General features: G+C 65.7%; 17 protein-coding genes. 9 read left to right on the top strand and 8 right to left on the bottom strand.

Features of this window, described 5'->3' with window-relative positions; genetic code table 11:
* Positions 1–86: 86 nt before the first annotated feature.
* Together TSA1_RS34695 and TSA1_RS34690 are read right to left on the bottom strand one after the other, a co-directional pair.
* The gene (locus TSA1_RS34695; protein WP_100180236.1) at positions 87–857 is read right to left on the bottom strand and encodes an SDR family NAD(P)-dependent oxidoreductase; all 771 of its coding nucleotides are present in this window, start codon (positions 855–857) and stop codon (positions 87–89) included.
* A 211-nt stretch (positions 858–1068) separates the two neighbouring features.
* Positions 1069–1356: a hypothetical protein gene (locus TSA1_RS34690; protein ID WP_100180235.1), complete on the bottom strand. Its 288-nt coding sequence runs from the start codon at positions 1354–1356 to the stop codon at positions 1069–1071.
* Between the two features lie 68 nt (positions 1357–1424).
* Here TSA1_RS34690 and TSA1_RS34685 point away from each other — a divergent pair, with 68 nt between their 5' ends.
* From TSA1_RS34685 to TSA1_RS34675, 3 genes are all read left to right on the top strand, one after another.
* The gene (locus tag TSA1_RS34685; RefSeq protein WP_100180234.1) at positions 1425–2837 is read left to right on the top strand and encodes a CoA transferase; all 1413 of its coding nucleotides are present in this window, start codon (positions 1425–1427) and stop codon (positions 2835–2837) included.
* 145 nt (positions 2838–2982) lie between these two features.
* A complete protein-coding gene (locus TSA1_RS34680; RefSeq protein WP_100180233.1) occupies positions 2983–4227 on the top strand; it encodes an efflux RND transporter periplasmic adaptor subunit in 1245 nt (414 codons plus the stop codon).
* A 38-nt stretch (positions 4228–4265) separates the two neighbouring features.
* Positions 4266–7382: an efflux RND transporter permease subunit gene (locus TSA1_RS34675; protein WP_100180232.1), complete on the top strand. Its 3117-nt coding sequence runs from the start codon at positions 4266–4268 to the stop codon at positions 7380–7382.
* Between the two features lie 2 nt (positions 7383–7384).
* Here the strand turns inward: TSA1_RS34675 and TSA1_RS34670 are convergent, their stop codons facing one another.
* The 4 genes from TSA1_RS34670 to TSA1_RS34655 form a co-directional block, all read right to left on the bottom strand.
* The gene (locus TSA1_RS34670) at positions 7385–8347 is read right to left on the bottom strand and encodes an amidohydrolase family protein (RefSeq protein ID WP_100180231.1); all 963 of its coding nucleotides are present in this window, start codon (positions 8345–8347) and stop codon (positions 7385–7387) included.
* Positions 8348–8489: 142 nt separating this feature from the next.
* A complete protein-coding gene (locus TSA1_RS34665) occupies positions 8490–9887 on the bottom strand; it encodes a TolC family outer membrane protein (protein ID WP_174719363.1) in 1398 nt (465 codons plus the stop codon).
* 220 nt (positions 9888–10107) lie between these two features.
* Positions 10108–10887 (bottom strand): enoyl-CoA hydratase, encoded by a 780-nt coding sequence (locus TSA1_RS34660; protein WP_100180229.1) that lies wholly within the window; start codon positions 10885–10887, stop codon positions 10108–10110.
* A 111-nt stretch (positions 10888–10998) separates the two neighbouring features.
* The gene (locus tag TSA1_RS34655) at positions 10999–11691 is read right to left on the bottom strand and encodes a hypothetical protein (protein WP_100180228.1); all 693 of its coding nucleotides are present in this window, start codon (positions 11689–11691) and stop codon (positions 10999–11001) included.
* Between the two features lie 290 nt (positions 11692–11981).
* On the opposite strand from TSA1_RS34655, the gene TSA1_RS34650 reads away from it, so the two are divergent.
* Positions 11982–12527, top strand: coding sequence for a sigma-70 family RNA polymerase sigma factor (locus TSA1_RS34650; protein WP_100180227.1), 546 nt, complete (start codon positions 11982–11984; stop codon positions 12525–12527).
* A 2-nt stretch (positions 12528–12529) separates the two neighbouring features.
* The gene (locus tag TSA1_RS34645) at positions 12530–13168 is read left to right on the top strand and encodes an NrsF family protein (protein ID WP_100180226.1); all 639 of its coding nucleotides are present in this window, start codon (positions 12530–12532) and stop codon (positions 13166–13168) included.
* Between the two features lie 11 nt (positions 13169–13179).
* Here TSA1_RS34645 and TSA1_RS34640 read toward each other — a convergent pair whose 3' ends face one another.
* Both TSA1_RS34640 and TSA1_RS34635 read right to left on the bottom strand, forming a co-directional pair.
* Positions 13180–14283 carry a DUF2336 domain-containing protein gene (locus TSA1_RS34640; protein ID WP_100180225.1) on the bottom strand — a complete coding sequence of 368 codons (1104 nt, stop codon included), beginning with the start codon at positions 14281–14283 and terminating at the stop codon, positions 13180–13182.
* A gap of 63 nt (positions 14284–14346) precedes the next feature.
* A complete protein-coding gene (locus TSA1_RS34635) occupies positions 14347–15504 on the bottom strand; it encodes a GGDEF domain-containing protein (RefSeq protein WP_100180224.1) in 1158 nt (385 codons plus the stop codon).
* A gap of 438 nt (positions 15505–15942) precedes the next feature.
* Between TSA1_RS34635 and TSA1_RS34630 the strand changes: the two genes are divergently transcribed.
* The 4 genes from TSA1_RS34630 to TSA1_RS34615 form a co-directional block, all read left to right on the top strand.
* Positions 15943–16512, top strand: coding sequence for a sigma-70 family RNA polymerase sigma factor (locus tag TSA1_RS34630; protein ID WP_174719206.1), 570 nt, complete (start codon positions 15943–15945; stop codon positions 16510–16512).
* Positions 16509–17204 carry a hypothetical protein gene (locus tag TSA1_RS34625; protein ID WP_100180222.1) on the top strand — a complete coding sequence of 232 codons (696 nt, stop codon included), beginning with the start codon at positions 16509–16511 and terminating at the stop codon, positions 17202–17204. Before TSA1_RS34630 ends, TSA1_RS34625 begins: the two co-directional genes overlap by 4 nt.
* Positions 17205–17220: 16 nt before the next feature.
* On the top strand, positions 17221–18933 hold the full coding sequence (locus tag TSA1_RS34620) for a S8 family serine peptidase (RefSeq protein ID WP_100180221.1): 1713 nt from the start codon (positions 17221–17223) through the stop codon (positions 18931–18933).
* A gap of 626 nt (positions 18934–19559) precedes the next feature.
* A partial coding sequence (locus TSA1_RS34615; protein ID WP_174719362.1) for a TIGR03809 family protein occupies positions 19560–20277 on the top strand: 718 nt, incomplete at its 3' end.

The raw sequence follows: 20277 nt of genomic DNA, 5'->3' as shown, positions 1-20277 counted from the left end.
CGTCCTTCAGCGCGCGCGGCACCTCGTGGATGGCCGGGTCAAGCCCGGCCATGACGGAGGAGAGAACGATGCAAGCCGCGTTCTTCTCAGAAATTCACCCGGTTCGAGATCGCGCCGTCGACGACGAGATTCGATCCCGTGGTGAAGCCCGACACCGGGCTCGCCAGAAACACCGCCGCGCTCGCGATCTCCTGTGGCGTTGCCATGCGTCCGGTCGGATTGCGCTTCATCGCGTCGTTGTAGCGGTCGGGCATGTTCTTCTCGATCATCTCCCAGACGCCGCCCTTGAAATAGACGGTGCCGGGCGACACGACATTCACGCGGATCTTCTTCCTGGCATATTGCCGCGCCAGTCCCTTGGCCATGTGGATCAGCGCGGCCTTGATCGGACCGTAGGAGCTGGCCGTGTCGGCCTGCGCCGCCGAGATCGACGAGATGATGACGAAGGCGGCGTCGCCGTTTCCAGCGCCGCTCGCTTCGAGGAACGGCCGCGCCGCGTCGAAGGCATGCACGGCGCCGAGAACGTCGAGCTGGAAATTCTGCTGCCACGATGCAGGATCGTGGCCCTGGGCCATCGCGCCGGCATTGGAGAACAGCAGGTCGACGCCGCCAAGCTCCTTGGCGGTACCCTCGATCCAGGTCTTCAGTGCCGCGCCGTCGGTGACGTCGACTGCGCCGCCGGTCGCCTTGATGCCGCTCGCCTTCAGTTCAGCGACGGTGGTCGCAACCTGATCGGCATTGCGGGCGCACACCGCGACATTGGCGCCTTCGCCGGCGAGCGTTGCCGCGATCGCCCGCCCGATACCGCGCGTGCCGCCGAGCACGATGGCGTTCTTTCCTTTGAGACCGAGATCCATTGTTGGTTTTCCTTGTTGTTGGTGGCAGCGAGTGTAGTTGTTTCGAGAGGAATTCAGAAGCCTCCACATCGTCATTGCGAGCCACCGGGTCCGCGCAAAGCGCGGCCCGATGACAGGCTCCGCGAAGCAATCCAGAAATGCATCTGCGGAAACAGTCTGGATTGCTTCGTCGCAAGAGCTTCTCGCAATGACGTGGAGAGAGACGGTGTCCTCACTCCGGCGCAGCCCCCACCGGCGGGCCGCCGGGCGGGCGGTGCAGGAAGGTCAGCGAGGCATAGGCACCGGCCCAGGAGCCGATCGCGGCGAAGGCGACGTAGACGGCGTTTTCGGTGTAGCTGATCACCGCGTAGGATGAGAGCAGGTACCAGACCGCGCTCCAGTTCGCCGCCGGGATACGCTTGCGCGCGATGACGGCCGAGGTGAACATGACGTAGACGGCGTCGGTCGCGGCCGTTGCGATGAACACGGCACCGGCGATGAGGGGATCAATGGCGGCCATTGCATTCCTTTCTGCGATCATGACATGGTTGAGAAAAGTACAGCAAATGACGAGGGAGAGAAGCGGTCATGCAAAGCCCCTCCGACATTCTCGAGAACATCTGGACGTCCGCCGGCGGCGATCCGGCTGCGCTCGAACGCGCGCGGCTGACCGGCGAGGAGCCGCAGCTTCCGTCCTCGTTCCGTGTCGCCGTCGCCGGACAAACGACCATCGCTGCCGCGGGCCTCGCTGCCGCCGAGATCTGGCGGCTGCGCAGCGGGCAGGTGCAGGACGTCTCCGTCGACATGCGCCATGCCGTCGCCGAGTGCCGCTCCGAACGCTATTTGCGTCTCGACGACAAGCCTCCGCCGCCGGCCTGGGACGCCATCGCCGGTGTCTACAGGACCGGCGATGGCCGCTTCGTCCGCTGTCATACCAACTTCCCGCATCATCGCGACGCCGTCTGCAGCGTGCTGGCCTGCGAGCCCGAGCGCGAGAAGGTGCAGGCGGCACTGATGCAATGGAAGGGCGAGGCGTTCGAAACTGCGGCTTATGCCGCGGGCGGCGTTGTCGCCCTGATGCGCTCTTACGACGAATGGTCGGCGCTGCCGCAGGCGCACGCGCTCGCGCAATTGCCGCTGATCTCGATCGAGAAGATCGGCGAGGCCGCGCCGAAACCGTGGCCGCAAAGATACGCGAAGGACGATCGTCCGCTTGCAGGTCTTCGCGTGCTCGATCTTTCCCGCGTCATCGCAGGTCCCGTCGCCGGCCGCACGCTTGCTGCGCACGGCGCGGATGTGATGCTGGTGTCGGGTCCGGAGCTGCCCGCCATTGACTGGCTCACCATCGACACCGGCCGCGGCAAGCTCACCAGCTTCATCGAGCTGAAGAGTGAGACGGGCAGGGCGCAATTGCGCGAACTGTTGAAAGACGCCGACATCCTCTCGCAAGGCTATCGCCCGCGCGCTCTCGCAGCGCTCGGCTTTTCACCGGAGGATGCCGCGAGCTTCAATCCCGGCATCGTTTACGTCACGCTGTCGGCATATGGCCATGCCGGCCCCTGGGCCGAGCGGCGCGGCTTCGATTCCCTCGTGCAGACCACGACCGGATTCAATCACGCCGAGGGGCGCGCTGCCGGCCTCGATGGTCCCAAGGAATTGCCAGCGCAGATGCTCGACCATGCCACCGGCTATCTGATGGCGTTCGGCGCGATGATGGCCCGGATGCGCCAGGCCCGCGAAGGCGGCAGCTGGCACGTGCGCGTGTCACTGGCGCAGACCGGGCGCTGGCTGTGGAATCTCGGCCGGCTGGACGGCGGACTGAATATCCCGGATCTTACGGGCGAAGCCGTACATGCTGCGTTCATCGAGAGCATGCCATCTGGATTCGGCATGTTGAAGGCGGTGCGTCATGCGGCGCTGCTGTCGGCGACACCGGCGCAATGGTCGCGTCCGGCGATGCCGCTCGGCAGTCATCCGGCACAGTGGCCGGCGCGAAGCTGACGTGAAGCTGACGCGTCGCAAAATTTTAACGCAAACCGAAAGCCGATCGGCACTTTTTAGGTTGTTTGAAATCCCAATTCGGCACTATTAGCGCAACCGATAAGGCAGGGACCTGCCGAGATCGTCGCAGACACGACCGGGCTCCATGGTAATTGAAAATACCAAGCGATTGCAGGTGTTTACAAAACAACGGGTGATCACATCCGTAGTTCTACTAGCTCTTGCCGGCGCCGGTGCCTACGGCTTCCTCTCTTTGGGGCCCAAGGAAAAGAAGCACTCCGAGATCTCCAGCCAGTCGCGCAGGAATGCGCAGAACTTCACACCGACCGCATCCGAATGGGCGACGCTGACGATCGAGCCGGTCAAGGCCAAGGCCTTCCGTGCCGAATACGTCACCGAAGGCAAGGTCGCCGTCGACGAAGACCGTTCGACCCCGGTGTTCTCTCCCTATGCGGGCCGCGTCACCAAGCTGCTGGCCAAGCCGGGCGAGACGCTGAAGCAAGGTCAACCGCTGTTCACAATCGAGGCCGCCGACACCGTGCAGGCCCAGAACGATTTCATCGCGGCGATGACCGCGCAGAACAAGGCGAAGTCGGCGATCGATCTGGCCGATATCCAGTTCAAGCGCGCCAAGGATCTTTACGAAGGCCACGCCATTCCGCTGAAGGATTACCAGCAGGCGGAAGCCACCCAGGTCCAGGCGCAGAACGACATGCGTTCTTCGGGGACCGCGTTGGAAGCCGCGCGCAACAAGCTGCGCATCCTCGGCTTCACCGACGAGACCATCAAGGCGTTCCAGGACCAGGGCATCATCAATCGGGAGATCACGATCTACTCGCCGATCTCCGGCACGGTCGTGCAGCGCAAGATCGGCCCCGGCCAGTATGTGAGCGCCGGCGCCAGCGATCCGGTGTTCGTAATTGGCGACCTCTCCACCGTCTGGCTCACCGCCTTCGTGCGCGAGAGCGACGCGGCCGCGGTGTGCATCGGCCAGGACATCACCGTCAACGTGATGGCGCTGCCGGGCCGGCCGTTGACGGCCAAGATCAACTACGTCGCCGCTGCGATCGATCCCGCCACCCGCCGCCTGCTGGTCCGCGCCACCATCGACAACAAGGACGGCCTGCTCAAGCCGGAAATGTTTGCCAACGTCACGATCTACTCGGCCGGCGACCGCGCCGCGCCGGCCGTGCCGAAACAAGCTTTGATCTATGAGGCCGACAAGGTCCGCATCTGGGTTGCGCGCGACGACAAGTCGGTCGAGCTGCGCGAGATCAAGATCGGCCTCATCAACGGTAACCTCGTCGAGGTCACCAGCAATCTCCGACCCGGCGAGCAGATCGTCGTCAAGGGCAGCCTGTTCATCGACCGCGCGGCGTCCGGTAGCTGATCGACGACCCAATAAACTCAAGACAAACTGAAGCTTGAATGGATCGTCTCGTCGCCCTTGCCGTCAACCGGCGCTTTCTGATGGTTGGGATGTTCGTCGCCGTGCTGATTGGCGGCGTGATCGCATTCAACCAGCTCAACATCGAAGCCTATCCCGACCCGACCCCGCCGATGGTCGACATCGTGACGCAGTCGCCGGGGCTGTCGGCGGAGGAGATCGAGCGCTACATCACGATCCCGATCGAGACCCAGGTCGCGGGCCTGAAGAACATCACGACCATCCGCACCATCTCGCTCTACGGTCTGTCCGACGTCAAAATCCAGTTCTCGTTCGCCTACACCTATGACGAGGCGCTGCAGCAGGTGTTGAACCGCCTGGCGCAGCTGGCGCCGCTGCCGGGCAACGTGCAGCCGCAGATCTCGCCGCTCAGCCCGATCGGCGAGATCTTCCGCTACCGTCTCGTCGGTCCGCCGAACTACAGCGTGCTCGATCTCAAGACCATCCAGGACTGGATTCTGCAGCGCCGCTTCCGCGCCGTGCCCGGGGTGATCGACGTCACCGGCTGGGGCGGCAAGAGCAAGACCTACGAGATCCAGGTCGATTTCAACAAGCTCGTCGCCAACGGCCTGACGCTGCCGCAACTGCTACAGGCGGTCGGAAATGCGAACGTCAATGTCGGCGGCAACACCGTCAATATCGGCCAGCAATCGGCCGTGGTCCGCGGCGTCGGTCTGATCCGCTCCATCGACGATGTCGCCAACACCATGGTCTCGCAGACCAATGGAAATCCGGTGCTGGTCAAGGACGTCGCCACCGTCACCGTCGGCCAGAAGCCGCGCCTCGGCATCGCCGGCATCGACGATGCCGACGACATCGTGCAGGGCATCGTGCTGATGCGCCGCGGCGAGCAGAGCTCGCCAACCATCAAGCGCGTCCACCAGCTCGTCCAGACCATCAACAACTCCAGCATCCTGCCGCCCGGCGTGCGCATCGAGCGCATCTACGACCGCGGCGACCTGATCGCGCTCACCACCCACACCGTGCTGCACAACATGGTGGTCGGCATTCTCCTCATCGTGCTGTTGCAGTGGATATTCCTCGGCGACCTCCGCAGCGCGCTGATCGTCGGTGCCACCATTCCGTTCGCGCTGTTCTTCGCCGTCATCATCCTGGTGCTGCGCGGGGAATCGGCCAATCTGCTGTCGGTGGGGGCGATCGATTTCGGCCTGATCGTCGATGCCACCGTCATCATGGTGGAGGCGATCTTCCGCCGCCTGACGCAGACGACGCCGATGTCGGAATCCGAGCACATGTCCAACGAGACGCTGTTCGGCATGAAGAGCCACGCCATCCTCAGCGCGGCCGCCGACGTCTCGCGCTCGATCTTCTTCGCCGCGGCGATCATCATCGCCGCCTTCCTGCCGCTGTTCACGCTGTCCGGCGTCGAGGGCAACATCTTCGGGCCGATGGCCCGCACCTATGCCTATGCGCTCGCCGGCGGGCTGCTTGCGACGTTCACGGTCACGCCGGCATTGTCCGCGATCATCCTGCCCGCGCATGTCGAGGAAACCGAGACCAGGGTCATGCGGATCCTGCATCGCCTGTACTCGCCTCTGCTGCAATGGGCGGTCGCCAATCGCGCCATCGTGCTCGGCGGCGCGGTCGGGCTCGTGCTGATGACGGTGGCGCTCGCCCGGCTGCTCGGCCTCGAATTCCTGCCGAAGCTGGAGGAGGGCAATCTCTGGATTCGCGCCACGCTGCCGCCGACCATCTCGCTTCAGGAGGGCAACAGCTACGTCAACGAGATGCGCAAGCTGATCCGCGCCCGACCCGAGGTCGAGTCCGTCGTATCGCAGCACGGCCGTCCCGACGACGGCACCGACGCCGCCGGCTTCTTCAACGCCGAGTTCTTCGCGCCGCTGAAGCCGATCAGCCAATGGCCCGGGACCCGCGACAAGGAAGAGCTGACCGCGCAACTGCTCAAGCAGCTCGACGACCGCTTCCCCGGCGTCGAGTTCAACTTCTCGCAATATCTTCAGGACAACGTCTCCGAAGCCGTCTCCGGCGTGAAGGGCGAGAACTCGATCAAGCTGTTCGGCAGCGACCTTCAGGCGCTGACCGACACCGCCAACAAGATCAAGCAGGTGCTGTCGACAGTTCAGGGCGTCACCGACCTTGCGGTGTTCACCTCGCTCGGGCAGCCGACGGTCCAGATCGACATCAATCGCGCCAAGGCCGCGCGCTATGGCCTCGCGCCCGGCGACATCAACGCCACCATCAAGGTCGCGATCGGCGGCGATACGGCCGGCGATCTCTACGAGCCCGGTTCCGACCGTCACTTCCCGATCATCGTTCGTCTCGCGCCGGAATATCGCCGCAGCGCCGAGGCGATCCAGAATTTGCGCATCGGCGCACCCGGGCCGAACGGCACCGTCACGCAGATTCCCCTCAGCGAGGTCGCCACCATCAGCCTCGTCTCGGGCGCGGCCTACATCTATCGCGAGCAGCAGGAACGCTACCTGCCGATCAAGTTTTCGGTGCGTGAGCGCGACCTCGGCAGCGCGATCCGCGAGGCCCAGGACAAGATCGCCGAGCAGGTGCAGCTGCCGCCCGGCTCGCACATGGAATGGGTCGGCGAGTTCGGCAATCTCCAGGACGCGATCCGCCGCCTGTCGATCGTGGTGCCGATTTCGCTGGCGCTGATCGGCGTGCTGCTCTGGTTCAATTTCGGCTCGATGGCCGACACGTTGCTCGCGATGAGCGTGATCCCGATGGCGATCTTTGGCGGCGTGCTCGGCCTTCTGATCTCAGGCACGGCGTTCAGCGTCTCCGCGGCGATCGGCTTCATCGCGCTGTTCGGCATCGCGGTGATGGATGGCATCATCATCCTGTCGCAGTTCAACCAGCTGATCGAAGAGGGCATGGACCGCATGAGCGCGGTGGTGCGCACCGGCGAGCTGCAGCTTCGTCCGGTGCTGATGACCTGCGTCGTCGCCGGCGTCGGCCTTCTGCCGGCGGCGCTGTCGGAGGGCATCGGCTCGCAGGTGCAGAAGCCGCTCGCCGTCGTCGTCGTCACCGGCATGATGCTGGCGCCGGTCGTGATCCTCGTGACCTTGCCGGTCCTGATCTCGTTCTTCTCGCGCCGCGCGCGCTGACGTCAAAAGCCGTAAAGTCGCGCCGGGTTGTCGACCAGAATCTTCTTGCGCACGGCGGCATCGGGTGCCCACACCGGCAACTGGTTGAGGAGACGCCCGTCGTCGATCTGATAGAGCGGCGCGATGTCGGTGGCCTTGCGTCCTTCGACGCGACTGGAATCCGGATGCGGCCAGTCGGTACCCCAGACGATGCGGTCCGCATTGGCCGCGATCAGCGCCTGCGCGTAGGGCACCATGTCCTGATAATCGGGCGCGAGCTTCGACGAGCGGTAGGCGCCCGAGATCTTCACATAGGCCTTGCCGGATCTGACGAGCGCGACAAGGTCGGCAAATCCCGGCTGCTCCAGCCCGAGCGAAGCCTCGAGGCCACCGAAATGGTCGAACACGACCGGCACCGGCGCGGCAGACACGAGATCCTTGATCGCCGAGATCATGGCGAGCGTGGTGTAGAGCTGCACGTGCCAGCCGCGCGCCTTCATGCGCTCGACGGCTGCGGTGAAGCGGGGCCGGCCGACATTGGGGTCATTGACGCCCCCGGTCGCGAGATTGAGACGGATGCCGCGGAAGCCGTCCTGCTGCATCGTGTCGAGCTGGGCCTCGGAGGTCTTGTCGTCGATCACGGCCACGCCGCGCGCGGTCGCGCCGCGTGCCTTCATGCCGAACAGGGTGGAGGAGTTGTCGGTGCCGTAGACGCTCGGGGTGACGATCACCACGCGTTCGATATGAAGCGCCTTGTGGAGTGCAGCCATTTCCTCCGGGGAGGCCAGCTCGGGCGTGTAGACGCGCCCGGCGAAGAACGGAAACTTTTCGGGATCGCCATGGATGTGGGTATGGCAGTCGCAGGCATGCGGCGGAACGTCGAAATTGATCGGCGTCGCGGGCTGCGCCGCGCGCGCGTGGGCTCTGTTGGTCATGGCTACTCCGGCGGCGAGGGAGGCAAGCAGAAGACAGCGTCGGTTGAGCACGGTTTCTCTCCCTGATTTTTTTTGGTCGCACGGCACGGTATCACATCGGCCCGCCAGCCGCCGCAGCGCTTCGCTGCATGGCTGCTCGACAAGCACCGCAAGCGGGCGTGGGCCGTCGATGCGCCGGCTCGATGATCTGAAGCTATTGTCCCGACGGCGTGCGCAGGCCGTGCCAGGCGTCGCGGACCTGGTGGTAGTGCACCTCGGGCAGGTAATCCGGCGTGTTCAGGTTCAGCGTCTTGACGTCGAGATGGCCGATGGCGCTGAGCAGCGTGTAGGAGGCGATGACGCGGTCGCGTTGCGCACCGATCAGGCGGGCCTTGGCCTGGATCAAATCGGCCTGCGAGTTCAAAACGTCGACTGTCGTGCGCTGCCCGCCGGCGGCCTCGCGTTGCACGCCCTGCAGTGCGACGGTCGCCGCCTTCACCTCGGACTCCGAGGCCGAGACCGCGACCTTGGCGCCTTCATTGGCGACCCAGGCGCTGACCGCCGCAGTGCGTGCTTGGTTGCGCACCTGGTCGAGCACGAGACGGCTCTGCGCGGTGATCTCCTTGGCCTGCCGGGTCTGCGCGGCGGCCTGGCCGCCGTCATAGATCGGCGCGGTGACGTTGGCGACGATGGAAGCCTGGTCCTCGGCGAAGGTGCCGAGCGTCGGGTCGTTGTTGCGACTCTTGCTGGCGCTGCCCTGGATGGTGGCACTCGGCAGCAGCGCGCCTTCGGCGACGCGGATATTGGTGGAGGCGACGTCGACGTCGAAGCCTGCCGCCATCACGGCTGGGTGCTGGCGGATCGCCATTGTCAGCACATCCTCGCGGCTCTTCGGCAGATAACGATCGACCACTTCGGCGGCCCGAAGCTGCGATGGCGCATTGCCGATCACCTGTGCGTATATCGCCTGGCTGACCGCGAGCGCGACCTCGGCGGCGTTGAGGTCGGCAAGTCCGCGGTTGAGACGGGCCTCGGCCTGGGCGCTGTCGGTCGGCGTGACATCACCGGCGTTGAGGCGGCGCTGGGTGACCGAGAGCGTTTCGCGCAGGAAGGCGACGTTGGAGCGCTGCGCCTCGACCAGCGACTGGTTGGCGAGCACGTTGGTGTAGGCGGTTACCGCGTCGAGCAAGACGCCCTGGCCGACATTGCGCAGCGCCTCGCGGCCCGACTGCACCTGGAGCTCGGCGGCGCGCACGTTATTGGCGGTGCGGAAGCCGTTGAACAGGGTCTGCGTCACGGTGACGCCGATGACCCATGGCTTCAGATTGGCGGTCTGGATCGTGTTGTTGGGCAACAGATTGCGCACCGATTGCAAGCCGGCGCTGAGGCTTGCCACGAGTTGCGGTCGGTAACCGGCGAGGGCCTGCGGCACGTTCTCGTCCGTGGCGCGTTGCCGCGCACGTTCGGCATTGAGCTGTGGATTGGTCTGGTAGGCCTTGGCGAGCGCCTCCGGCAGGGCTTCGGCCCGCGCAGCGGCGGGCAGGGCGCAACAGAGCGCCAGCGTGGTCCATGTCGCAAGCACAGGACCCACGCCCGATCGATGCCGCGTCATCACGCGACCAGCTCTGGCGGTACGCCCAATCATGTAATCCTGCTTAACCCCGGCTGTCCGCCCCCGCCGACGGGGCCTCTTAACTGTTTAACCAGCCGAGGTCCCGCAGGCAAACTGCCGCGGGGGAAACCCCCATGAAATCCGTGCTTGTTGCAGCTTCGTCACAGGGATTTTGCGGGAACGCGGCCGAGCCTTACACCAGCCTGACCGTCCGCCCGCGTCAGCGGTTCTTGTTCACCGGCTTGCGCTTCTCGATGAACGCCGCCATGCCCTCGGAGCGGTCCTCCAGCGCGAAGGTCGCGTGGAACAGGTTGCGCTCGACGCTCATGCCCTCGGCGAGCGTGGTCTCGAAGGCGCGGTTCACCGCTTCCTTGGCCATCGCGACCGCAGGGCGCGACATCGACGCGATCTTCTCGGCCGCCGCCATCACTTCGTCCATCAGCTTGTCGGCGGGCACGATGCGGCTGACGAGGCCTGAACGTTCGGCTTCCGCAGCATCCATCATGCGGCCGGTGAGGCACAAATCCATCGCCTTGGACTTGCCGATCGCGCGCGTCAGGCGCTGGGTACCGCCGATGCCGGGAATGGTGCCGAGCGTGATCTCGGGCTGGCCGAACTTGGCGGTGTCGGCGGCGATGATGAAATCGCACATCATGGCGAGCTCGCAGCCGCCGCCGAGCGCATAACCGGCGACCGCCGCGATCGTCGGCTTGCGGCAGCGCGCGAGGCGGTCGCCGCCGATCGCGGCAAAATCCTCGGAGAACATGTCGATGAAGCCCTTCGGCTGCATCTCCTTGATGTCGGCGCCGGCGGCAAAGGCCTTCTCGCTGCCGGTCACGACGATGCAGCCGATGGCGTCATCGGCCTCGAGATCCTCGACCGCCGCGGCGATCTCGCGGAAGACGCCGAAGGAGAGCGCGTTGAGCATCTTCGGCCGGTTCAGCTTGATGATACCGACCGCACCGGTGCTTTCGACGATGATGTGTTCGAACGTGCTCATGCTTCACCCGCGCTTTTGATTGGGCGGGCAATGTGCCCGCTGGCGCGAATGCCTTCAAGAGGGGCCGGGGACGCAGGACGCGCCGGCCGCGCGTCCTGGCCGAACGGGCAATCAGGCCATGAACATGCGTGCGGCGGACGCCAGCGTCAGCAGCGTGCCGACGCCGATGAAGATCTTGCCGATCAGGGAGCTCTGGTCCCAGGCCGAGCTCTGCTGGCTGCTCGCCATGACCGGTGCGGGCCGGGGCTGGGCCTCGGTTGCGGCAAGGAGCGTCTTCTGCGCCGGTGGGCTGTCCTGTTGCAGGGCGCGATCGATGTCGCTGAGCTGATCGGCTGCGACGACCTGGCTCTCGGCGTTCGGGGCGTTGGTATTGTCGGCGGCCGCCTGGACGTTGTCGTTGGCGCGATCCGTCATCGCGGAGGCCGCAGCCGCGGTCGGCGTATCGGTGGCGGCGAGCTGCGCGTTGGCGTTGGCGACCGCCGGCGGCATCTGCCTCGACACCGGCACGTCATTGTCGGCCTTGTTGTCGGCCGTCTTGCCATCAGGCTTGTTGCCATCAGATTTGGCCGCGTCGGCCTTTGCCGGGGCGTCGGTCTTGTCGCCCGACTTCTGCGCCGTCTTGCTGCTGCCGGTGCGGCGTGACTCATGGCGCCGGTGCTTGCCGGGCTTGGTCGTGTCGGCCCGCTGGCCCGCGCTGTCCGATTTGCCGGTGGTTGAGCTTGGGGCCGCCTGTGCGAGGCCTCCAAACAGCAGCAACATTCCGGCCAGAATGATCAGGGCCGCGCGCCCGCTGGCTTTCATCATGGTGATGATCTCCCCAATTCCGCCCGTCCCGGAGCGAACAGAGACCCTGGGCCGTGACGACAGCGGGGCAGAAAATGGGAATCTTCGGGCTGCACCGGGCAAAAACGGGGCAAACCGGCCCGGTACCGCCGGCCGCCGGGTGCGGTGCGAGCGGATCGGTGTTATGAGCCGTCGCAGAGGTTGACGGCCGGATCGGTCGCGAGGTCCGGCTCTGATCACGAATTTGTGATCTCGCGCCGATCCGCGTAACAAACTGAACGAACGGCCGAATTGCATGGTGAGGGGCGCGCGTGCGCGGACGTGAGGACGAATGGACCGGCCTGATGCGGTCGGCCATGGCAGGCGATGATGCGGCATATCATCGCCTGTTGAAGGCGGTCACGCCGGTGCTGCGCGCCGCGGCGAGGCGTGGTCTGGCGCGGGCCGGGCAACCCCCTGATCAGGCCGAGGATATCGTGCAGGAGATTTTGTTGGCGGTGCACTTGAAGCGGCATACCTGGGACAGCGAAGCACCCTTCGCGCCGTGGCTGTTCGCGATCGCCCGCAACAAGCTGATCGATGCGCTCAGGCGGCGCGGCAGGCGGGTCTTCGTCAACATCGACGATTTCGCCGAGACGCTGCCGGGCGAAGCGCCGCAGGAGACGGCCTCCGCGGGCGAGGTCGCAGCCCAGCTCAACACGCTGCCGCAGCGCCAGCGCGACGTGCTGCAGTCGATCGCGGTCGAGAGCGCCTCGATCAAGGACACGGCGACGAAGTTTTCGATGAGCGAAGGCGCGGTGCGGGTCGCACTGCATCGCGGACTTGCCGCGCTGACGGCCAAACTGCGGGACCACTAGTCATGGATACCGATCAACTCATCCGCTCGCTCGCAGCCGACAACGCCCACCGCGCGCCGCGCGTCGGCACCATGCTGACCACGGCGCTGCTGGTCGCCGCGCCCTTGTCGATCCTGATTTTCGCGACCTTCCTCGGCGTGCGGCCCGACGTGATGACGGCCATGCGCAACCCGTTCTTCGACATGAAGTTCGCAGTCACGCTGTCGCTCGCGATCCCCGCGATCATCGTCAGCCTGCATCTGTCACGCCCCGAGGCCTTGATGCGCGGCTGGGCCTGGCTGCTGCTGCTCCCCGTCGGGCTGCTTGCGGTTGCGATCGGGAGCGAGGCGATGATGGCGCCGGCCATGCCGATGACGATGCGGCTGGTGGGCAAGAATTCCAGGGTGTGCCTGATTGCGATCCCTGCGATGTCATTGCCGCTGCTCGCAGGCGCGCTGTTCGGCCTGCGCCATGGCGCGCCTGCGCGGCCCGCGCTGGCCGGTGCGTTCGCCGGCCTGGTGTCGGCCGGCCTTGCCGCGACGCTCTATGCCTCGCACTGCACCGACGATTCGCCCCTGTTCGTCGCGACCTGGTATACGCTCGCGGCGGCGTTCGTCGCGGCGGTGGGCGCGTTGGCCGGCTCGAAGGTCCTGAGATACTAGACGCTGCGGTCTTACGCCGCCGGCGTGGTGGTCTGCTGCATGCGGTGGAAGCGCAGCACCTGCTGCGCGGTCGATGAGCGCAGCGCCTCGTAAGTATCGCGCAGCGTCAGCATGTCGGTCTGCGAGCCGCCCGAGAGCTTCTCGCGCATGGCGATGATGGCGCGCACGCTCGGCCAGGACATGCCCGCGACCTTGGCGAGGATCATGACGCCCTCGGTGCGGCTTTCGATCATCATGGTCTCGGCGGTCTCGACCGCGACGCCGGCGAGCGCGGCAAGCCCCGCATTGGTTTCGTCGAACTTGCCTTGCTCGGCAAAGGTGGTGACCTGGAATTCGTTGAGACGGCCGTCCGCGTGCAGCGACTTCACCAGCGCCCGCGCCATCTCGGTCTGCTTCGTCATGGCGGCGGCGCGCACCCGCTGGGCCACTTCCTGGACCACGCTCGACACCTCGTCCGCGAGCTCCGGATGCGCAGCCTCGAGCTTGCGGCGCACGCTCAGGGAGGCTCTCGCGACCAGCTTCAAATAATGATGACGCGGCAGGTCCTTGCGCAGGCCGATGCAGGCGGCGAGGTCGCCGTCGCGTTCGGCGCGGGTGACGAGGTCGGACAGGCTTCCTTCTGAGAGCCGCGCGCCCGGATTGCCGACGGTCGACTGCACCACATCCTCATTGCCGCGGCTGACCAGCACGTCGGTCAGCGCTTCCGACAGAACCCGCCGCAGCGAGATCGCCTTGAGATGCGCCTGGCCCCTCGTGCGCGCGATCTCGATCAAGGTCGTCTCGTCGAGCCGTTCCGATTTCGACAGCACGGGGCCCGAGACCTCGATGACCTCGTCGAGCGCGAGCGTGCGGATGATGTTCGGAGGCGCGGCCGCGATCGGTGCGAGGCGGTCGGCGAGCAGCGCCCTGGCTGAAACCTCGATCTGCTCGATCAGGCACTGGAACACGTCGTCGAACACGCGGATATGGTCGTCGGAATAGTCCACCGCGTTGCCGACGAAGAGATCGGTGACACGGCGCAGCGTCTCGACGCGGAGCGCGACGGTGCCGTGCGACAGCGCAGCCTGCAATTCCTCGAGCAGATTCTCGGATGATCTTGCGGATTTGGATCTCATTGCCCTGTCCTGGAGCGTTCGGTCCGGCGGCGGCTGCTGCCACGTCGGGAGGAAATGGATTGGTCAGCTCGTTGCGATGCGGTTGCGCCCTTGCGCCTTGGCGGAATAGAGCGCGCGGTCGGCGCGCGCGAGAAACGTGTCGGCAGTATCGGTCTCGCGCAGCGTCACGACGCCCGCAGAAATGGTCACGCGCATGCCCGGCGAGAAGGCGCTCCAGTCGAGATCGGCGACGATGCTGCGCAAGCGTTCGAGCATGCGCAGCGCGGCGTCGCCCGACGTGTCCGGCAGCAGCAGCAGAAATTCCTCGCCGCCGTAGCGGCCGAAGCTATCGTCCGGACGGATGTTGGCGAAAATGGTGATCGCGAAGGTGCGTAGCACCTCGTCGCCGACGGGATGGCCGTGGGCGTCGTTGATGCGCTTGAACCAGTCGAGATCGATCAGCGCGATCGCGATTGGCGTCGACGTCTGCCGCGATTTTTCGATCTCGACGTCGAGAAGGCGCATGATGCAGCGGCGATTGTAGGAGCCGGTGAGTTCGTCGAGCTCGGCCAGTTCCTCGATGCGCTGATAGGCGGCCTTCAGCTCGATGCTGCGCCGGTACAGGATCTTGCGCAGAGTGGCGCCGAACAGGCCAAGGAAGGCGCACTGGCCGATCACCAGCACGAAGCACAGCATCGAGGCGGTTCGCTCCAGGCGGGTCCTGACCGGCAGTCCGATCGGCAGGTCCGAGCCCAGGAAGACGACGGCGAGCCCGCAGGTGGCAAGGCCCCAGGTGACCATCGCCTGGCTCGAGGTCATCCGCAGCGTGCCGAATGCGAAGATCAGGAACAGCACGGCGATGAACGCGACCCCGATCGTCGGCACGGCGAGCAGGAACACCAGTTGCAGCGCCATATGCGCCGAGATCTGGAAAACGGTGAGGTAGTGATCCTCAAAGCGGTCACCGAAGCCGGCTTCCGACAGCACGGTAAACGTGCCGATGATCAGCAGGCCGCCAAACCAGAACAGCGATGGAACGGCCGTCGAGACCACGCCGCCATAGGCGTAGAGCAGCAGGACGGAGGCGCCCAGCGAATAGCTCGCCACCTGGCCGATATACATCTGGCGGCGCTGCCGGGCCCGGCGCGCCAGGACTTCGGGGGCGGCCGTCTCGGGCGCCAGCACGAGATCCGCGACCTCAGCGGCATTCCTCTCGGGAAAGGACGTCGCGGCCGTGTTCATGGTCCCGCCAGTGGTGGTGTCAGCGCAAAAATCTACGTGGCAAGCCTTTAGGTTTGGTATCCTTTGAAACCGAATCCGAACTGTGCAGCGCGGAACAAGGTGAAGGGCCCGCGGGAGAAATTTGCCGGCGGACCGGGCACCAGTCTGCGATGCGATCGAGCCTAATTCGGACTTGGCGAGACATATGTCGTGCAGGGCTGCTATGGAACCGGACGAGGTTGGGCCGCCTGTACCGGACAGGCATGCCGCAGGGAAGAATTGCAGTACTATGTTACCGATCTGGATGATGGCGGCTGACCGCCGCGGGTGTGCCAATAAAAGCGCGCGTATGTGGGGTGGATCACACAGACGCCCGTATGACTGCGGTAAGCTGAACAATTTTGCCCCCCCTGTCGAACCGTCCGCCGTGCCGACCCGACCAACTTTGCGAGACGGGCATTGAGCGTGACACAGGCGGCTTCGGACGAGGTCCTCATCGCCAGGATCGCTCAAGGTGACCGGCTCGCCATGCAGGTGCTGTACGGGCGGCACCATGTCAGGGTGTATCGCTTCGGGCTGAGGCTCGTGCGGGACGAGCAGGCGGCGGAAGACCTCATCAGCGAGGTGTTTCTGGACGTCTGGCGTCAAGCCGGCAAGTTCGAGGGCCGATCCGCTGTTTCCACCTGGCTGCTGGCAATCACCCGGTTCAAGGCCCTGTCGGCGCTCCGGCGCAGGAAGGATTTTGAACTGGACGAAGACGCCGCCAACGCGATCGAGGATACGTCCGACGATCCGGAGACGGTGGTGCAGAAGAAGGATACCAGTGAAGCGTTGCGGGAGTGTCTGACCGGCCTCTCGCCGGACCACCGGGAAATCGTCGATCTCGTCTACTACCACGAGAAGTCCGTGGAAGAGGTGGCTGAGATCGTCGGCATTCCGGAGAACACTGTGAAGACGCGCTTGTTCTATGCGCGCAAGAAACTGGCCGAACTGCTGAAGGCAGCCGGCGTTGAGCGAGGCTGGCCATGATGGCTTTGAGCAAGAAGATGCTGGAGCAAGAGCCCAGTGAAATTGAACTCCTGCTGCCGTGGCACGCGGCCGGCACCCTGAACGCGCGCGATGCGCGCCGGGTCGAGGAAGCGCTGGCGCGCGATCCGGCTCTGGCGAAGCAATATGCCGCGATCCGCGGCGAGTACGAAGAGACCATCCATCTGAACGAGAGCCTGGGCGCTCCGTCGGCGCGCGCGATGCAGAAGCTGTTCGCCGCGATCGACGCCGAGCCGGCGCGGGCGAGCGGTTCGCTGCCGCTGTCGGCGCGCATCGCGACCTTCTTCGCGAGCCTGTCGCCGCGCGCGCTGGCCTGGTCGGCCAGCCTTGGCGCCGTCGCGCTGGTGCTGCAGGCCGGCATCATCGGCGCCGTGCTGATGAAGAAGCAGCCCGCGACCTTCCAGACCGCCTCGCTCTCGACCAGTGCGCCGATCACGCGCGAACTCGGGTCAACCGCCGCACCGGCGCGCGCACTGGTGCGTTTCACGCCCGAGGCGCGCGTCGCCGACATCACCGCGCTGCTCGACAGCTATCAGGCCTCGATCATCGGAGATGCCAAGGGCGGCATGTTCCGCCTCCAGTTCGACAGGGCCTTGAGCCAGGACGAGCTTGCCTCGCTGCTCGGCAAGATGCAGCGCGAGAAGTTCGTCAACCTCGCCGTCGCGGCGCCCTAGGCGCGCCGCTGAGCCGATGACGGGCAAGTCCAAGAGCAGGTTGCGCGCCGGGGCCCACGTTTCGTCGGTCGGCGCCGCGCTTCTGATCGCCACCTGTCTCGGCGTCGAGATCGCGCATGCGCAGGCGATCATGCGCACGCCCACGATCAGCTTGCCCTCGCGAACGCCGACCATCTCGTCGAACATCACCCCGCGCGTCAGTCCCAACGTCGCCGCGCGCGTGGTCAGCGTCGATCGAGGCCCGCGCACCATCGCGGCCATCCCCCACACCACGACCTCGCGCATCCGGCCGACGACGGTGCTGCCCTATGCGCGCTACTCGCCGAACCTGTATCCGGCCTGCACCGCGCCCTATCGCGCTGCCGACGGCGAATGCCTGGCGCAGCCGAATGCCGGCGGCGAAGGCACCGGGAAATCGGGCAAAAAGAGCGCGGGCAAGGGCCGCGGCAGCAATACGCCGGCCGCGATGAATTCGACCAGCTTCGCCAACGAATTCGTCGCCGAGATCGACGGTGCGCTGTCGCCGGCCGAGGCCGACGAGCTGGCGCGCCGGCACGGCTTGACGCGCATTTCCTCGGAAAATTTCCCGCTGATCGGTGCCACGTTCGGCCTGTTCCGGATCACCGACGGCCGGCCCACCGAGACGGTGCGGCGGGAATTCGCGGCCGACGGCAGCGTGCGCTCGGTCCAGCCGAACTTCCGCTATCTGCTTCAGGACCAGAAATCGACGACCCTCAGCGAGGGCGATCCCGCGCAATACGCGCTGGCCAAGCTTCGCCTGCCGCAGGCCCATACGCTGGCGCACGGCGCCAACGTCACGGTGGCCGTGATCGACTCCGGCATCGACGCCGGACATCCCGAGCTTGCCAATTCCGTCGCGGACAATTTCGATGCGCTCGGTAGCGCCGAGGGGCCGCACATCCACGGCACCGGCATCGCCGGCGCGATCGTGGCGCATTCCCGGCTGATGGGCAGCGCGCCCGAGGCCCGCATCATCGCGATCCGTGCCTTCGGCGGCGCCAATGGCGGCGCCGAGAGCTCGTCCTACATCATCCTGCGCTCGCTGAATTATGCCGCCGAGCACGGTGCGCAGATCGTCAATATGAGCTTTGCCGGCCCGAAGGACGCGGTCATCGAGCGGGCCATCGCGGCGACCGCCGCGCGAGGTCTCGTGCTGATTGCCGCTGCCGGCAATGCCGGCGCGAAATCGCCGCCGCTCTACCCGGCCGCCAATCCGAACGTGATCGCGGTCAGCGCGACCGACCAGCAGGACCGGTTGTTCAGCGCGTCCAACCGCGGCAATTACATCGCCATCGCCGCGCCCGGCGTCGACATCTTCCTGCCGGCGCCGGACGGCAAGTACCAGATGACGTCGGGAACCTCGTTCTCGGCCGCCTATGTCTCCGGCGTCGCGGCGTTGCTGCTCGAGCGCAACTATGCCTTGAAGCCGGAAGCGCTGCGCACGACGCTGACGAAGACCGCGCGCGACCTCGGCTCGCCCGGGCGCGACGAACTCTTCGGCGACGGCCAGACCGATGCATTTGCCGCGGTCATGGCTATTCCCGCCGACAGCACGACGCCGGTTGCGGCTGCGTCCGGTACAACAAAACGTGAAGATGCCGCGAAGCGTCGCGATGAGCCCAATAGCCGCGCGATCGAACAACCCTCGCTGTCGAGTGCGGACGATAAATCCGCGGTTTCTCAGACGGATAGGCCGGCGACGCGATAGCGGCTGGGTCGAAGACGCGCGGGAGATCGAAGCTCAAAAAAGCGAACCCCGCGTTGAACGTTCAGCTGGCTGCCACGACCAAATTATGTGGGAGCGGTTATCCCTCCCCATCAGTCATATCAGGCGCGAGCGCCCATCCACCCCAAGCGCCCATATGGCTCGACCCGTCCGGTTGTCCCCCCGGACGGGTCTTTTCTTTTCAGAGCGTTTTCGAGCGAAGTGGATTCCTGTCTGCCGGAAGACAACGCGTCGAAACGAGGGGCCAGAGCTTCGGTTGTGATTCACTCGGACCCGCAGCTCTGGGCGTCGGATTCTTTGAAACTTCGCGTGCGCTCAGCTTTCGGTTGAAAGGTCGCGTCGACGTCCACGGCCATCGTTCGGGCAACACGCCGCACGTCCGCTATGCTTGTGCGAAGCTTGACTCGAAAACACAGTAAATCTCCGCACGACTACGGTGTTTGGCGATGTGCGCCGTGTCGTTGCTGGACAAGTCAAAACTTTTCCACAAAATATTCATGTCACGTCTAAATTGATTCGTGTGCGTTGCGTCCCCGCGTCCGTATTTTCTCCTGACGGGCTGGTTTATGACACTTCGCCAAGAATCTGACTGCACGTCTGTTCGTGCCGTGGCTGTTGGTCGCGACGTTGCGGCGCGCTGGTGCGCTCTCGCCGAGCAGCGGCTGCAGCACCTCTCCGAAATGTTCGAGACCGGCCGCTGGCGGCGTTATCATTCAGAGATCGCATTCCTCGAGAACATCCAGGAGGCCAAGCGCGCCGTCCAGACCTGGCGTGCGCTCGCAACCGGCGCTGACGTTGCCGAGGCGGCTGCAAGCGTGACGCCCGCCTTCGGCTGGTCGCCGGCGGCCATGCCCCGCGTGTTTCCGCGTGAGCCGCAGGTGCAGACCGTGCAGCCGAAGGCCGTCCACATCGCCCCCGAGACCGCCGTGCCGGTCAGGCTCGATCCGAAGCCGGGCGTTCTCGCCGAGATCACCGAAGCCCCGATCGCGCCGCTTGCCGCGCCCGCAGCGGTGGCGTCGTTCACCGCGCCTGCCGGGATGCCGCCGCTCAAGGCTCCCGCCACGAAGGCCGCCCCGCTCACCGCACCCGCCGTGAGGTCGCCGCTCGCGCCTGCGGCCACGGCGCCGTTCACCGCGCCGGAAGTGAGGCCGCCCCTCGCGGCGCCTGCCGCGAAGCCGCCGAAGGCCGCGCCTGCTGCGATGGCAGCGCTCCTGCCGCAATTCGCCCCGCCGGCCGAGGAAATCGTCGCGGCCCCGGAGCGCGTCGTCGAATTCACCTTCAGCCTCGACGGCCTGGAAGCCAAGTACCCGCTGCTCAGGAACGCGT

The organism is Bradyrhizobium nitroreducens, assembly GCF_002776695.1.
Lineage (GTDB): Bacteria > Pseudomonadota > Alphaproteobacteria > Rhizobiales > Xanthobacteraceae > Bradyrhizobium > Bradyrhizobium nitroreducens.
The sequence above is the reverse complement of the archived record's forward strand: the minus strand, read 5'-3'. Positions and strand labels throughout refer to the sequence as shown.

Excerpts from the sequence above, each read along its gene's own strand:
- TSA1_RS34695 (WP_100180236.1), bottom strand. The coding sequence starts at position 857 with ATGGATCTCGGTCTCAAAGGAAAGAACGCCATCGTGCTCGGCGGCACG.
- TSA1_RS34690 (WP_100180235.1), bottom strand. The coding sequence starts at position 1,356 with ATGGCCGCCATTGATCCCCTCATCGCCGGTGCCGTGTTCATCGCAACG.
- TSA1_RS34685 (WP_100180234.1), top strand. The coding sequence starts at position 1,425 with ATGCAAAGCCCCTCCGACATTCTCGAGAACATCTGGACGTCCGCCGGC.
- TSA1_RS34680 (WP_100180233.1), top strand. The coding sequence starts at position 2,983 with ATGGTAATTGAAAATACCAAGCGATTGCAGGTGTTTACAAAACAACGG.
- TSA1_RS34675 (WP_100180232.1), top strand. The coding sequence starts at position 4,266 with ATGGATCGTCTCGTCGCCCTTGCCGTCAACCGGCGCTTTCTGATGGTT.
- TSA1_RS34665 (WP_174719363.1), bottom strand. The coding sequence starts at position 9,887 with ATGACGCGGCATCGATCGGGCGTGGGTCCTGTGCTTGCGACATGGACC.
- TSA1_RS34660 (WP_100180229.1), bottom strand. The coding sequence starts at position 10,887 with ATGAGCACGTTCGAACACATCATCGTCGAAAGCACCGGTGCGGTCGGT.
- TSA1_RS34655 (WP_100180228.1), bottom strand. The coding sequence starts at position 11,691 with ATGATGAAAGCCAGCGGGCGCGCGGCCCTGATCATTCTGGCCGGAATG.
- TSA1_RS34645 (WP_100180226.1), top strand. The coding sequence starts at position 12,530 with ATGGATACCGATCAACTCATCCGCTCGCTCGCAGCCGACAACGCCCAC.
- TSA1_RS34640 (WP_100180225.1), bottom strand. The coding sequence starts at position 14,283 with ATGAGATCCAAATCCGCAAGATCATCCGAGAATCTGCTCGAGGAATTG.
- TSA1_RS34635 (WP_100180224.1), bottom strand. The coding sequence starts at position 15,504 with ATGAACACGGCCGCGACGTCCTTTCCCGAGAGGAATGCCGCTGAGGTC.
- TSA1_RS34625 (WP_100180222.1), top strand. The coding sequence starts at position 16,509 with ATGATGGCTTTGAGCAAGAAGATGCTGGAGCAAGAGCCCAGTGAAATT.
- TSA1_RS34620 (WP_100180221.1), top strand. The coding sequence starts at position 17,221 with ATGACGGGCAAGTCCAAGAGCAGGTTGCGCGCCGGGGCCCACGTTTCG.